This window comes from Rhizobium sp. BR 315, from assembly GCF_050577975.1.
Lineage (GTDB): Bacteria > Pseudomonadota > Alphaproteobacteria > Rhizobiales > Rhizobiaceae > Rhizobium > Rhizobium miluonense.
Map to the genome: position 1 here is coordinate 1 of NZ_JARWKZ010000032.1, position 12,836 is coordinate 12,836.

The 12,836-nt window shown below is 59.7% G+C and carries 16 protein-coding genes and 1 tRNA gene; 6 read left to right on the forward strand and 11 right to left on the reverse strand.

Features of this window, described 5'->3' with window-relative positions; translation table 11 throughout:
- Positions 1–286 (reverse strand): hypothetical protein (locus QD409_RS24120; RefSeq protein WP_430763869.1); only part of this gene is annotated, 286 nt, incomplete at its 3' end.
- Between the two features lie 95 nt (positions 287–381).
- On the opposite strand from QD409_RS24120, the gene QD409_RS24125 reads away from it, so the two are divergent.
- The gene (locus tag QD409_RS24125) at positions 382–1,008 is read left to right on the forward strand and encodes a DUF1287 domain-containing protein (protein WP_430763870.1); all 627 of its coding nucleotides are present in this window, start codon (positions 382–384) and stop codon (positions 1,006–1,008) included.
- Between the two features lie 75 nt (positions 1,009–1,083).
- Here QD409_RS24125 and QD409_RS24130 read toward each other — a convergent pair whose 3' ends face one another.
- The 4 genes from QD409_RS24130 to fabA form a co-directional block, all read right to left on the reverse strand.
- Positions 1,084–1,653 carry a GNAT family N-acetyltransferase gene (locus QD409_RS24130; RefSeq protein WP_430763871.1) on the reverse strand — a complete coding sequence of 190 codons (570 nt, stop codon included), beginning with the start codon at positions 1,651–1,653 and terminating at the stop codon, positions 1,084–1,086.
- Between the two features lie 77 nt (positions 1,654–1,730).
- On the reverse strand, positions 1,731–2,537 hold the full coding sequence (gene fabI / locus QD409_RS24135; RefSeq protein WP_430763872.1) for an enoyl-ACP reductase FabI: 807 nt from the start codon (positions 2,535–2,537) through the stop codon (positions 1,731–1,733).
- A gap of 4 nt (positions 2,538–2,541) precedes the next feature.
- Positions 2,542–3,765: a beta-ketoacyl-ACP synthase I gene (fabB, locus tag QD409_RS24140; RefSeq protein WP_430763873.1), complete on the reverse strand. Its 1,224-nt coding sequence runs from the start codon at positions 3,763–3,765 to the stop codon at positions 2,542–2,544.
- A 53-nt stretch (positions 3,766–3,818) separates the two neighbouring features.
- Positions 3,819–4,334 carry a 3-hydroxyacyl-[acyl-carrier-protein] dehydratase FabA gene (gene fabA / locus QD409_RS24145; protein WP_092854206.1) on the reverse strand — a complete coding sequence of 172 codons (516 nt, stop codon included), beginning with the start codon at positions 4,332–4,334 and terminating at the stop codon, positions 3,819–3,821.
- Between the two features lie 296 nt (positions 4,335–4,630).
- Here fabA and irrA point away from each other — a divergent pair, with 296 nt between their 5' ends.
- Positions 4,631–5,050, forward strand: coding sequence for an iron response transcriptional regulator IrrA (gene irrA, locus QD409_RS24150; RefSeq protein ID WP_092854208.1), 420 nt, complete (start codon positions 4,631–4,633; stop codon positions 5,048–5,050).
- A 43-nt stretch (positions 5,051–5,093) separates the two neighbouring features.
- On the opposite strand, the gene QD409_RS24155 is transcribed toward irrA, so the two are convergent.
- Positions 5,094–5,729, reverse strand: a complete 636-nt coding sequence (locus QD409_RS24155) for a trimeric intracellular cation channel family protein (protein ID WP_430763874.1) — start codon at positions 5,727–5,729, stop codon at positions 5,094–5,096.
- A 143-nt stretch (positions 5,730–5,872) separates the two neighbouring features.
- On the opposite strand from QD409_RS24155, the gene QD409_RS24160 reads away from it, so the two are divergent.
- A complete protein-coding gene (locus tag QD409_RS24160; protein ID WP_430763875.1) occupies positions 5,873–6,352 on the forward strand; it encodes a hypothetical protein in 480 nt (159 codons plus the stop codon).
- Between the two features lie 44 nt (positions 6,353–6,396).
- On the opposite strand, the gene QD409_RS24165 is transcribed toward QD409_RS24160, so the two are convergent.
- The 5 genes from QD409_RS24165 to QD409_RS24185 all read right to left on the reverse strand — a co-directional run bounded on the left by QD409_RS24165 (position 6,397) and on the right by QD409_RS24185 (position 9,149).
- Complete coding sequence (locus QD409_RS24165; protein WP_430763876.1) at positions 6,397–7,188, reverse strand: YdcF family protein; 792 nt, start codon at positions 7,186–7,188, stop codon at positions 6,397–6,399.
- A gap of 72 nt (positions 7,189–7,260) precedes the next feature.
- The gene (locus tag QD409_RS24170) at positions 7,261–7,983 is read right to left on the reverse strand and encodes a YoaK family protein (RefSeq protein WP_092854215.1); all 723 of its coding nucleotides are present in this window, start codon (positions 7,981–7,983) and stop codon (positions 7,261–7,263) included.
- 108 nt (positions 7,984–8,091) lie between these two features.
- Positions 8,092–8,331 carry a GIY-YIG nuclease family protein gene (locus QD409_RS24175; protein ID WP_430763877.1) on the reverse strand — a complete coding sequence of 80 codons (240 nt, stop codon included), beginning with the start codon at positions 8,329–8,331 and terminating at the stop codon, positions 8,092–8,094.
- Positions 8,332–8,541: 210 nt separating this feature from the next.
- Positions 8,542–8,617 (reverse strand) — tRNA-Ala (locus QD409_RS24180).
- Positions 8,618–8,768: 151 nt separating this feature from the next.
- Positions 8,769–9,149, reverse strand: a complete 381-nt coding sequence (locus QD409_RS24185) for a TIGR02300 family protein (protein ID WP_004127699.1) — start codon at positions 9,147–9,149, stop codon at positions 8,769–8,771.
- Positions 9,150–9,553: 404 nt separating this feature from the next.
- On the opposite strand from QD409_RS24185, the gene QD409_RS24190 reads away from it, so the two are divergent.
- From QD409_RS24190 to rpsA, 3 genes are all read left to right on the forward strand, one after another.
- Positions 9,554–10,189 (forward strand): FMN-binding negative transcriptional regulator, encoded by a 636-nt coding sequence (locus tag QD409_RS24190; protein WP_430763878.1) that lies wholly within the window; start codon positions 9,554–9,556, stop codon positions 10,187–10,189.
- A gap of 28 nt (positions 10,190–10,217) precedes the next feature.
- Positions 10,218–10,850 (forward strand): (d)CMP kinase, encoded by a 633-nt coding sequence (gene cmk / locus QD409_RS24195; RefSeq protein WP_430763879.1) that lies wholly within the window; start codon positions 10,218–10,220, stop codon positions 10,848–10,850.
- A gap of 197 nt (positions 10,851–11,047) precedes the next feature.
- A complete protein-coding gene (gene rpsA / locus QD409_RS24200) occupies positions 11,048–12,751 on the forward strand; it encodes a 30S ribosomal protein S1 (RefSeq protein WP_092854221.1) in 1,704 nt (567 codons plus the stop codon).
- The last annotated feature ends 85 nt before the right edge of the window (positions 12,752–12,836 follow it).

Sequence of the window (12,836 nt, forward strand, 5' to 3'; positions counted from 1 at the left end):
AAGGAGAAAGGTTTAATTCCATCACGCTGCTTATTGTTGGGCGTGGCGGCCGGTCAGGGCAACCCTCGTTGTGATTCTGCGAGCCTGAAACGGCAACACGCGCCATGTGAGACAGAGGAAGGCCCGAGACGAACCACGGTCCTGCGGTATTCAACCCGCGCATCAGAGTCTGATCAACCGTCGTCTCAATGCCGCCGCGTCCTGCAATAGGCAGCATATTTGTCCCTCGTCGACGCTGAAAAAGGCGACAAGAAAAACCTATGCCCAAACTCTTGAAAACGGACATGAGAATCACCCATAGATTCGCCTCGATTCGAGGGAAAGTTCGTCTCTCGAACAGAAGCGTTCGTGCCGTGGCTATCGCGAGAAGGGGAGCCGATGATGGATGTCACGCGCCGTGCGGTGCTGCGAACCGGCCTTTTGGCCTTCACCTCGGCATTACCGGCTGTGAGCCAAGCCAACCCGGCTGCTCCAACATGGCCGTCATCTCTGGTACAGGCAGCGAGAGCGCAGATTGGCGTTACCACGCGCTATGACCCCACCTATGTCAGAATAGCTTATCCGGGCGGCGATGTGCCTCCAGATCGCGGCGTTTGCACCGACGTCGTCATCCGTGCCTATCGCCGTGCCTTCGGGTTCGATCTGCAAAAGCTGTTGCACGAAGACATGAAGGCCAATTTTACCGCCTACCCCAAAGCATGGGGCATGAAGGCGCCCGATCCCAATATCGACCACCGCCGCGTCCCGAATCTTGCCGCCTATTTCACCCGGCGGAAAGCGGCCTTGTCACTCCAAGACGATTTCGCGAGCTATCGCCCCGGCGACCTCGTCACACAGATGCTTCCGGGCAATCTCACCCATATCGTCATCGTCTCATCGAAAACATCGACGGAAGCGCCGGGGCGGCCGCTGGTCATCCAGAACATTGGCGCCGGGACAAGCGAGGACGACACCCTGTTTGCCTACCAGCGGACAGGGCACTATCGATTCGCGCCTGCACCCGTCTGATCCGAGCGCGTCACCGGGGGTAGCGTGATATTGATACGACACCGGCGGAACCGGTCAGCGAGCAACTATCGCGATTTAACCAGATCTTTTCTCGGACCACTCTCGACGCAGAACGGCATAGACGCATTCATTGCCCCAAATGCCGTTGAAGCGATCACTTTCGATTAGGAGTGCCTCGCGACGCAGGCCCAGCCGCTCGACAACGCCGACCGACCCGGCATTTTTCGAATCCAGCCGCGCGAAAATCCGATGAAAGCCGAATTTTTCGAAGCCGAGGGTGATGATGGCCTCGGTTGCCTCGGTCGCGTAGCCCTTGCCGGCATAGGCGGGATTGAAGATATAGCCGACCTCGGCCTGCAGGGCGGCCTTGTTGGTGAAAGTCAGGCTGACATCGCCCACCAAAGCTCCGTCCTCGTGCCGAATGGCGGCGCATAGAAGCGTATCGTCATCTTCCGCAAACAGGGAATTCAAACGAGCATCGAAACGCTCCCTCATCACCTCTGGCGACGGTGGATCGCGATACAGGAAGCGATAGATCTCCGGCAGGGAGCGATAAGCGCTGTAGGCTTCGAAATCTCCCGCAACAAATTTGCGCAGGATAAGGCGTTCGGTAGATGCGAGTGGTTTTGCGTCGTTGGACGTCATCGGGAATCCTCTGGAAGGATGTCCGGAGATGCAGTCCTCCCGGCCAAAGGCCGAGAGGACGATTGAGATCAGAATGCTTACTCCGCGTCAGCGGTCGTCAGCGCATCCAGCGTCGGCATCGAGGTGATGTTGTAGCCGGCATCGACAAAGTGAACTTCGCCGGTGACGCCCGCCGCCAGTTCCGACAGCAGGTAGAGCGAAGAGGAGCCGACCTGATCGATGGTCACGGTCTTGCGCAGCGGTGCGTTGCGCTGGTTCCACGACAGGATGGCACGGGCGTCGGAAATGCCGGCGCCGGCCAGCGTACGGATCGGGCCGGCGGAAATCGCGTTGACGCGAATGCCGCGCGGGCCGTAATCGGCGGCGAGATAGCGGACAGACGCCTCTAGCGCCGCCTTGGCGACGCCCATGACGTTGTAGTTCGGGATCACGCGCGTCGAGCCGTTATAGGTCAGCGTCAGCATACTGCCGCCTTCGGTCATCAGCTCGGCGGCGCGCTTGGCAATCTCGGTGAAGGAGAAGCAGGAAATCACCATCGTGCGGGTGAAGTTGTCCCGCGTGGTGTTGGCATAGAGCCCCTTGAGCTCATTCTTGTCGGAGAAGCCGATGGCATGGACGATGAAGTCCAGCTTGCCCCAGCGCTCCTTGATCGCGTCGAAGACGGCATCGACGGAAGCCAGATCCTCGACGTCGCACGGCAGAAGGAAATCCGAGCCGACTTCGGCTGCGAGCGGCTTGACACGCTTGCCGAGCGCCTCGCCCTGAAACGTGAAAGCCAGCTCCGCGCCTTCGGCGGCGAGCGCCTTTGAGATACCCCAGGCAATCGAGTGATTGTTTGCGACGCCCATGATGAGCCCGCGCTTACCCTGCATAATTCCCGTCATTGCCTTATCCGTTGTAGCGCTGGAATACGAGCGTAGCGTTGGTGCCGCCGAAGCCGAAGGAATTCGACAGAGCGATATCGAACTTGGCGTTGTCGATACGCTTGCGCACGATCGGCACGCCATCGAATTCCGGGTCGAGTTCGGCGATATGGGCGCTTTCTCCGATGAAGCGCTCCTGCATCATCAGGATCGAATAGATCGATTCCTGCACGCCGGCTGCGCCGAGCGAATGGCCCGTCAGCGACTTGGTCGACTGGATCGGCGGGATCTTGTCGCCAAAGACTTCGCGAATGGCGCCGATTTCCTTGCTGTCGCCCACCGGCGTCGAAGTGCCGTGGGTGTTGATGTAGTCGATATCGCCCTTCACGGTGGCGAGCGCCTGGCGCATGCAGCGCACGGCACCCTCGCCCGAAGGTGCTACCATGTCGTAGCCATCAGAGGTGGCGCCGTAGCCGACGATTTCGGCATAGATCTTGGCGCCGCGGGCCTTGGCGTGTTCCAGTTCTTCCAGAACCAGCACACCGGCGCCGCCGGCGATGACAAAGCCGTCGCGCTTGGCGTCATAGGCACGCGAGGCGCTTTCCGGGTGGTTTTCGTTGAAGTCGGACGACATGGCGCCCATGGCATCGAAGAGGTTCGACATGGTCCAGTCGAGATCTTCATGGCCGCCGGCGAACATGACGTCCTGCTTGCCCCACTGGATCATTTCGGCGGCATTGCCGATGCAGTGCGCCGAAGTCGAGCAGGCGGAGGAGATGGAGTAGTTGACGCCGTGGATCTTGAACCAGGTCGCAAGCGTTGCCGACGCGGTCGACGACATCGACTTCGGAACGGCGAAGGGGCCGATGCGCTTCGGGCTGTTGTTCTTGCGGGTGATGTCGGCCGCCTCGATCAGCGTGCGGGTCGACGGGCCGCCGGAGCCCATGATGATGCCGGTGCGCTCGTTGGTGATATCACCTTCCTCGAGGCCGCTATCGGCGAGCGCCTGCTTCATGGCGACATGGTTCCAGGCGCCACCCTGCGACAGGAAGCGCATGGCACGGCGATCCACCAGCTCGGTCGTATCGATCTTCGGCGAACCCCAGACCTGGCACTTGAAGCCGTGCTCGGCGAAATCGGGAGAGAAAGAAATGCCGGACTTGGCTTCGCGCAGCGAGGCGGTCACTTCCTGAGCATCATTTCCAATCGAAGAGACAATACCCAGACCCGTTACAACTACCCGTCTCATATCGATGACCTTTTCTAAAACGTCTGTCTTTTTGGAGGCGGCGGCGCCGCGGTTCAGGCGACCTTGTCCTTCGACAGGCCCACACGCAGGTCCGCCGCCTGATAGATGGTTTCACCGTCGGCCTTCAACCAGCCATCGGCCGTGCCGAGGACCAGGCGGCCGCGCATGACACGCTTGAAGTCGATACCGTATTCCAGAAGCTTCGTGTCCGGGCGAACCATGCCCTTGAACTTCACTTCGCCGGTGGAAAGCGCCATGCCGCGGCCGGGCTCGCCGAGCCAGCCGAGGAAGAAGCCGGTCAGCTGCCACATGCCGTCCAGGCCGAGGCAGCCCGGCATGATGGGATTGCCGGCAAAATGACAGGGGAAGTACCAGTCGTCAGGGCGCACATCGTATTCAGCACGGATAAAGCCCTTGTCGAAGGCGCCACCGGTCTCCGAAATTTCAGTAATGCGATGGACCATCAGCATCGGCGGCAGGGGAAGCTGCGCATTGCCCGGGCCGAACAATTCGCCGCGGCCGCAAGCCAGGATTTCCTCGTAATTGAAGCTGGATTGTCTCGTCGTCATAAAATTCCGTTTCCCCCGCATGAATGCCGATGGATGTGAAGCTTTAGTGCAAGATGGACAGAAAATGAAGCACAAGCATTGGACTCTCATTCATCTGTTCGATCAAAGGCACTAGCCATTATGTGGTGGTCGCATACAGGAACGCCAGAGCCGCTACCAGAGCCAAATGCGTCAAACGCCGGTTTTTTGCGGCTTTTGAGCACCTTCCCACCTCATTGAAACTATTGAAAGCAATCAAGGCAAAAGTTATATGGCTTAGTAAAGAATTATAGAGATCAGGAATCCGGAGTCCCTGAATGGCGGAATATGCCGAAATCGCGATCGAAACCAGGCTGCGCAATGTCGGCCTGAGACCGACCCGACAGCGGATCGCACTGGGAGACCTCCTCTTCGCCAAGGGCGACCGCCATCTGACCGTGGAAGAACTTCACGAAGAGGCCGTTGCCGCCGGCGTTCCGGTTTCGCTCGCAACCGTCTACAACACGCTGCATCAGTTCACCGAGGCCGGGTTGATCCGCGTGCTCGCGGTCGAAAGCACGAAGACCTATTTCGACACCAACGTTTCCGACCACCATCACTTTTTCGTGGAAGGCCACAACCAGGTGCTGGATATCCCGGTCAGCAATCTGACGATCGGCAACCTGCCGGAACCGCCTCAAGGCATGGAAATCGCCCATGTCGACGTCGTCATCCGCCTGCGTCGCAAGCCGCGTTGAGGCAGCCCCTCGCCCAGACGATCCTTCGGCGAAAAATTTCCCGTTACATCACATCATCAGGATGCCGGCCCGGCTTGTGGTGATAGGTCGGAAAGGTCCAGCCGAACCAGAGCGCGCCGCCGCGCACCGCGAAGGCCGCCGCCACGCCCAGCCCTGCCGATATATAGAGCGGCAGCGTCGTCGCATTGGCGGCCGTGAAGACGCCGGCACCGACGATGGCTGCCGTTACATAGATTTCCGGACGCAGCAGCACCGAAGGTTCATTCGCCAGGAGATCGCGCAGGATGCCGCCGAACGTCGCCGTCAGCGCGCCGGTAACGATGGCGACGGTCGGCGAGCCTGTCGCGGCCATGCCTTTGGCCGCGCCCATCACGCAATAGGCTGACAATCCCACCGCATCGAGCCAGATCAGCAGGCGATAGCGCGATTCGAACAGATGGGCGGTGAAGAAGAACAGCACCCCGACGAAGGCGCAGATGATGATATAGGTCGGGTTCAGCACCCAGAAAACCGGCACCCGGCCGAGAATGATATCGCGGAGCGTGCCGCCGCCGATGCCGGTGACTGCAGCAAAAAACAGAAAGCCGATCAGATCGAGCTGCTTGCGCGAGGCCGAAAGCGCGCCCGTGGCGGCGAAGAGGGCGACGCCAGCATAATCCAGAAACGAGAGAAGCGACATCGAGAACTCCAACGGGACGCAGGCGGCGATTTTCATGAAGTGAATCATGACCGCAAGGGCCGCGCAAGCAGGCGCGCGTAAAGATGTCGTAGCGGTTGCGGCGACCCACAAGGCCGCGACGGCGCTTGGAAAAGGAAGCCCCCGTGAAATCCGTGCTGATCGTCATCCTCAACCTCGTCGCATTCGTGATCATGCCCGCCGTGGCCGAGGCGCAGCAATCGATCCTGCAGGATCCTGTGGCTTTCGAGAAGGATCACTTCACCAAGAGCTGCGACGGGCAGGTGAGTTTCGGCGACAAGTTCGCGACCCAGCAGGACATCAACAACGACAAGCTGATGGATATCGTCATCAACGAGGGCGAGATCACCTGCAAGGGCGAAAAGCAGGCTTATTGCACGGACGAAGGCTGCCCCTACAACTTCTATGTCCAGGTCGCAGAGGGCGGATATTTGCTCGTCGCCACCGCGAAGATCTATGGCTACGATTTTATCCTACGCTTCGGCAACATGGTGCTGGTCATGAAGATGCATCCGCGCTTCTGCGACCGCAAGGATGGCGAGGCCTTTTGCGAAATCACCGTCAGGGTGCGCGGCACCAAATTCGTCACCATATCCCAGAAATAGGCCATACGGCGCGGACACGCAGTTATTTCGGTCCGGACACGTGGTTACGGTCCGGGATAAAACGCCGAGGTGCGCCCGACGGCGTAGTAGCCCACCAGGCCGACCCATTCGCGCAGGCCGGTCGCCAAGAGCTGCGCATTGCGCGAGGGCTGGGTGAAGTCGAAGCCGAGCTTTTCCCTGCCGGTGCTGCGATAATCGACCGGCCAGGGCACGACATCGATGCCCTGCTTGCGGAAAATGCCCATCGAGCGCGGCATATGGAAGCCCGAGGTGATGAGCAGGCAATTCGAAAGCCCGTTCTGCGCCAGCAGCTCCTTCGTATTGACGGCATTCTCGAAGGTGGTGCGCGAGGTCTTGTCCTCGACCATGCGGCTTGTCGAGATGCCGAGCGCCGTGAAGAAACGCTCTGAGATGACGGCATCGCCCTCATAGGTGCCGCCGATCGAGCCGTCGCCGCCCGAAATGACGATACGCGCCTGCGGATATTTCTGCGCCAGCCGCAGCGCCTCGATGAGGCGATCACCGGCCGAATCGAGCTCGTAGCCGCCGCGCACCGTCGTCACCTCGTTCTGGGTGGCGCCGCCGAGGACGATCATGCATTTGAGATCCGCCGGGTCGGCTGCAGGCCGCGGAAAACGATCTTCCAGCCCCTGGACGACATAGGCGCCGGCCGTCGTATAGAGCGTGACGAACAGGACGACGATGGAAAGAAGCGATGCGGTAAGCATGGAAGCACGCCGGCGCAATACTCCGGCGATGAAGGCCAGCAGGCCAAGCAGGAATGCCAGCGACAGCGGCTGACCGAAAATCCAGACAAGTTTCGAAAAAACGAACACGGCACATCCTTACGCTTGTCGGTAGAAAACGATTCGTCTTCTCCCTAGCAGATTTTGTGCGCTGCAATGTGGCTATTTCGGCCGTCGCTCCAGCGGGGCGGCTGCCACGAAACGCTGATTGAAGCGGCGTTGCAGCGGGCGGGGGATGAAAAGCGTCGATAGCGCCAGGACAAGCGCGACCATCGAAACCAGCCAGAGCGCATGTGCCCCAAAGGTGCGAGCGAGAAGCGCGCCGATGACGGCGCCTGATATCATGCCGCTCCAGGGCACGATCTGCACCGTCCAGGCAAAATTCCGCTCGCCCAGCAGGAAGCGGCCGATGCCGCGGCCGAATCGCGAGAGCGCACCCGTGACATAGGTCAGCCCGATCGGCAGGCCTTCAATATGTTCGACCGTGGCATTGACCAAGCCCATGGCGAGCACCACGAGAAAGAACTGCACCAGAACCAGCGCCGGCTCTGCAAAGCCGGCGGCCGAGGCCAGAAGGATGCTGACGCAGGCAAGCACGACGAAAGCCCGCCGATCGGCCGCATGCGCGATGACGATGCCAAGCGCATTGCCGGCTATGAATGTCAGAATGGCGGAAAACAGCACCAGCGCATGACCGAAATCCCCCGTTCCGACCGCAATCGCCGCCCGCGTCGTATTGCCTGTCATGAAGGACACGAAATTACCCGTCAGCATCAGGCCGACAGCATCGGTCATGCCGGCCAGAAATGCGATCGAGGCAACAAGCACCAACCCCGTCACCGTGCGGCGGGTCTTAATGAGGCGACGGCGGCGCTGTCTGGTCATGGCGCGAATCGGGGTGAGTTACGGAAGATCGGAAGCTAGCATGAAGTTGGGGGGATGCGGAATGTTGTGGAGTCGATTCGAAGCAACCCGCCGAGAGGCACGGCGCAATTACAATCTCTTCTTCGCAAAGGCACGTCCTGATCCGGATTTAAGGTATTTTTCGAATTCGAACGCCTGCGTCTCATCTGAGAAGGCGATGTAGGTTTTGATCGACCACGGCGTGTATTTCGAAGTATGGTACACCTCTCTGGCGTTGTACTTTGCCAGACGAGCTTTCAGATCTCCGGTTACGCCGACATAGTGACGATCAGGAAAATCGCGGCTTTGAAGGATGTAGACGTACTTCATGCACAGCATGATAGTGTATCAGCAGCAGGAGCACAACCAATGCGCTATTGCCAACGACCCAAACCGAGTTTTCAAATCAAACTGCTGAGAGATCTGGAGAAAGTCCACTTTCGTTACTTCGTAACTTCAGCGCGACAGCCTTCGCCGTCTTCTCGCCTTCGGTTCATCAAGCCTGCCGGCTTGCCGAGCCGAAGCTCGCAGAGCGAAGGCTGGTGGAGCTAAGCGGGATCGAACCGCTGACCTCTTGCATGCCATGCAAGCGCTCTCCCAGCTGAGCTATAGCCCCATCAAGGTGGTGCCGTTTGACCGGCCCTGGGTCCCTTCCGAGCGCTTTGCCCGTCGGGGTGGCGGCTTATTACTTCTGGTTTTTGCAGATAGCAAGCCGAAAAATTCGGCCCGGGAACTTTTTCTTAGTTACCGGGCCGATTGTCGTCTGATCAAACGTCGTCGTCGTCGCCGGTGACGCCGATGATGTCGCTCATGTCGTCGTCATCTTCATCTTCGTCGGCTTCGAGGAAGGTGTCGTCGTCATCGTCGCCGATTTCGACATCGTCATCGCCGATATCCGGAATATCGTCGCCGGCTGCAGCCTCATCGGCGTCCTCGAGCGATACCAGTTCGACTTCCGTGTTTTCGGTATCGACTTCGGCCACTTCCTCTTCTTCCGGAACTTCCTTCGCTGCGGAAGTTTCCTCGAAGAAGGACAAGGGCCAGGACTTGCCGGTATAGGGCGAGATCACCGGATCCCGGTTCAGGTCATAGAACTTCTTGCCGGTATCCGGGTCGGTACGTTTTGTTCCAAGTTCCGCTTTCGCCACTGTCAAAGCCTCATGAATGGCCGAAGGAAAATTCGGCAATGCCGGGGAAGCCGGCGTTTTAAGGGAAATATCAGCCGGTCCCCTTAATCGTTGCGGCCGTTTCTGTCAAAGCTAAACTTCATGCCGCTTTGCACGCGGTTTTCGTACATTGCGCGATGAGGGGTTAGCGGGCCTGTACCAGCGAGCCGGTGCGAACCCTCGAACCTCCGGCGCAAGAGCATTGCAGCCGGCCGCGACAGACCCCGGCCTGAACGACATAGCCACGATGTTTTCCCGATTTTTTGCTATGATGACAAGATTGGGCGCGACGATTGAAGCTAAGGGCTGATAGACCGCGCCATTGGCCATTCGAAGCCTTGCCTTGCAGACTTTCCTGGGAATGGCGCACCAAACGGACCGAAGCCATGTATCAGCCTCCACATCATCGCGAAGACGATCTCGGCACGCAGCACCAACTGATCCGCGCCCATCCGCTGGGATTGCTGATCACGGCGGGCGGCGGCGGACTGATCGCCAATGCCGTGCCGTTTCATCTGAATACGGAGCTTTCGTCCAAGGGGACGCTGCAAGCCCATATTGCCAGGGCAAACGGCCAGTGGAAGGAGATTGCGGCGGGCGCACCCGTTCTCGTCGTTTTCCAGGGCGCCGATACCTACATCACGCCGTCCTGGTATGCGACCAAGCGGGAGACCGGCAAGGTGGTGCCGACCTGGAACTATGCGATCGTGCAGGTTCGCGGAAGCGCGCGGACGATCGAGGACCCCGCCTGGCTGCGCGCGCAGATCGGCGCGCTGACAGGCGAGAACGAGAGCGACCGTCAGCAGCCCTGGGCGGTGGAGGATGCGCCGCCGGAATTCATCGCCGCCCAGATGAAAGGCATCATCGGCATCGAAATCGACATCGAGACGATTGACGGCAAATGGAAGGTGAGCCAGAACCGGCCGCTGGCTGACCGACAGGGCGTGGCCGAGGGCCTCGGGGCAATCGATCGAACAGAAGCCGCCGAGATGGCCGATCTGGTGCGTCGCTACAGCAAATAACGAGATACGATGTAGGGACGGACAAGACATGATCATCGCTATCGACGGGCCTGCGGCTGCCGGCAAGGGAACCCTGGCGCGCCGGATCGCCGAGACTTATGGTTATCATCACCTCGACACCGGCCTCACTTATCGCGCCACCGCCAAGGCCCTCCTCGATGCCGGGCTGCCGCTCGACGACGAAGCCGTTGCCGAAGGCATGGCGCGCAAGGTCGATCTGGCCGGGCTCGACCGGGCCGTGCTGTCCCGGCACGAGATTGGTGAGGCCGCATCGAAGATCGCCGTCATGCCAGCCGTGCGCCGGGCGCTTGTCGAAGCGCAGCGCCGCTTTGCCGGGAAGAAGCCGGGCGCTGTGCTCGACGGCCGCGACATCGGCACCGTCGTCTGCCCGGAAGCGCCAGTGAAGTTCTATGTGACGGCGTCGGCCGCAGTCCGGGCAAAGCGGCGCTACGAGGAGATTGTCGAAGCCGGCGGCAACGCCGATTACGATGCTATCTTCGAGGATGTGAAGCGGCGCGACGAACGCGACATGGGCCGCACCGACAGCCCCTTGAAACCGGCTGAAGACGCGTACTTGCTAGATACCTCAGAAATGAGTATAGAAGCGGCGTTTCAGAAGGCTAAATCGATCGTCGATACCGCTCTGAGCCGAAATGCCTGAAAATATGAGCGGCTTTCGCGCGCCTCGCGCCGGAAACCGTCGATTTCGAAATAGCCTGACATTCCGTCCAAGCGCCGGATAGCTTTCCATCAAAGGAAGGCGGACTGGGGTCAGGCCCGTTTAACGCGAACCACCGGCGCACCAGTGTCCAAATTGCACAATCCAAGTTGCATAATAAGGACACGCCAGGAGATTTTATGTCTGTAACTTCCCCCTCTCGCGAAGATTTCGCAGCCCTTCTCGAAGAATCCTTTGCCAAGAACGACCTGGCTGAGGGCTATGTCACTAAGGGCATCATCACCGCCATCGAAAAGGATGTCGCCGTTGTTGACGTCGGCCTCAAGGTCGAAGGCCGCATCGCGCTGAAGGAATTCGGTGCGCGCGCCAAGGACGGCACGCTCAAGGTTGGCGATGAAGTCGAAGTCTACGTCGAGCGTATCGAAAACGCGCTTGGCGAAGCCGTTCTCTCGCGCGAAAAGGCTCGCCGCGAAGAAAGCTGGATCAAGCTCGAAGCCAAGTTCGAAGCTGGCGAGCGCGTTGAAGGCGTCATCTTCAACCAGGTCAAGGGCGGCTTCACCGTCGATCTCGACGGCGCTATCGCCTTCCTGCCGCGTTCGCAGGTCGACATCCGTCCGATCCGCGACGTGACCCCGCTGATGCACAACCCGCAGCCCTTCGAAATCCTCAAGATGGACAAGCGCCGCGGCAACATCGTCGTTTCGCGCCGTACGGTTCTGGAAGAGTCCCGTGCCGAGCAGCGTTCTGAAATCGTTCAGAACCTCGAAGAAGGCCAGGTTGTTGACGGCGTCGTCAAGAACATCACCGATTACGGTGCGTTCGTTGACCTCGGCGGCATCGACGGCCTGCTGCACGTCACCGACATGGCATGGCGCCGTGTCAACCATCCGTCGGAAATCCTGTCCATCGGCCAGCAGGTCAAGGTACAGATCATCCGCATCAACCAGGAAACCCACCGTATCTCGCTCGGCATGAAGCAGCTCGAGAGCGATCCGTGGGATGGCATCCAGGCCAAGTATCCGGAAGGCAAGAAGATTTCCGGTACCGTCACGAACATCACCGACTACGGTGCGTTCGTCGAGCTGGAGCCGGGCATCGAAGGCCTGATCCACATCTCGGAAATGTCCTGGACCAAGAAGAACGTTCACCCCGGCAAGATCCTGTCCACGAGCCAGGAAGTCGAAGTCGTCGTTCTCGAAGTCGATCCGACCAAGCGTCGTATCTCGCTCGGCCTGAAGCAGACGCTCGAAAACCCGTGGGCAGCATTCGCCCGCAACCATCCGGCTGGCACCGAAGTCGAAGGCGAAGTCAAGAACAAGACCGAATTCGGCCTGTTCATCGGCCTCGACGGCGATGTGGACGGCATGGTGCACCTCTCCGACCTCGACTGGAACCGTCCGGGCGAACAGGTCATCGAGGAGTTCAACAAGGGTGACGTCGTCAAGGCTGTCGTTCTCGACGTCGACGTCGAGAAGGAACGCATCTCGCTCGGCATCAAGCAGCTCGGCAAGGATGCAGTCGGCGAGGCAGCAGCTTCCGGCGACCTGCGCAAGAATGCAGTCGTTTCCTGCGAAGTCATCGCAGTCAACGAAGGCGGCATCGAAGTGAAGCTCGTCAACCACGAAGACATCACCTCGTTCATCCGCCGCGCCGATCTGTCGCGTGACCGTGACGAACAGCGTCCGGAGCGTTTCTCGGTTGGTCAGGTTGTCGACGCTCGCGTCACCAACTTCTCCAAGAAGGACCGCAAGATCATGCTGTCCATCAAGGCTCTGGAAATCGCAGAAGAGAAGGAAGCCGTCGCTCAGTTCGGTTCTTCCGACTCGGGCGCTTCGCTCGGCGACATCCTGGGTGCGGCTCTGAAGAACCGCAACGCCGAATAATCTTCGGTAGAAGCCTGGAAGCAAAAGACCCGCCGGAGCGATCCGGCGGGTTTTTCTTTGTCCGTTGTGCCGAACTTGGGTCGGC

Bases quoted from the DNA above. Each gene is read 5' to 3' on its own strand.
- QD409_RS24125 (WP_430763870.1), top strand. From the start codon at position 382: ATGGATGTCACGCGCCGTGCGGTGCTGCGAACCGGCCTTTTGGCCTTC.
- QD409_RS24130 (WP_430763871.1), bottom strand. From the start codon at position 1,653: ATGACGTCCAACGACGCAAAACCACTCGCATCTACCGAACGCCTTATC.
- fabI (WP_430763872.1), bottom strand. From the start codon at position 2,537: ATGACGGGAATTATGCAGGGTAAGCGCGGGCTCATCATGGGCGTCGCA.
- fabB (WP_430763873.1), bottom strand. From the start codon at position 3,765: ATGAGACGGGTAGTTGTAACGGGTCTGGGTATTGTCTCTTCGATTGGA.
- fabA (WP_092854206.1), bottom strand. From the start codon at position 4,334: ATGACGACGAGACAATCCAGCTTCAATTACGAGGAAATCCTGGCTTGC.
- irrA (WP_092854208.1), top strand. From the start codon at position 4,631: ATGGCGGAATATGCCGAAATCGCGATCGAAACCAGGCTGCGCAATGTC.
- QD409_RS24155 (WP_430763874.1), bottom strand. From the start codon at position 5,729: ATGTCGCTTCTCTCGTTTCTGGATTATGCTGGCGTCGCCCTCTTCGCC.
- QD409_RS24170 (WP_092854215.1), bottom strand. From the start codon at position 7,983: ATGACCAGACAGCGCCGCCGTCGCCTCATTAAGACCCGCCGCACGGTG.
- QD409_RS24175 (WP_430763877.1), bottom strand. From the start codon at position 8,331: ATGAAGTACGTCTACATCCTTCAAAGCCGCGATTTTCCTGATCGTCAC.
- QD409_RS24190 (WP_430763878.1), top strand. From the start codon at position 9,554: ATGTATCAGCCTCCACATCATCGCGAAGACGATCTCGGCACGCAGCAC.
- cmk (WP_430763879.1), top strand. From the start codon at position 10,218: ATGATCATCGCTATCGACGGGCCTGCGGCTGCCGGCAAGGGAACCCTG.
- rpsA (WP_092854221.1), top strand. From the start codon at position 11,048: ATGTCTGTAACTTCCCCCTCTCGCGAAGATTTCGCAGCCCTTCTCGAA.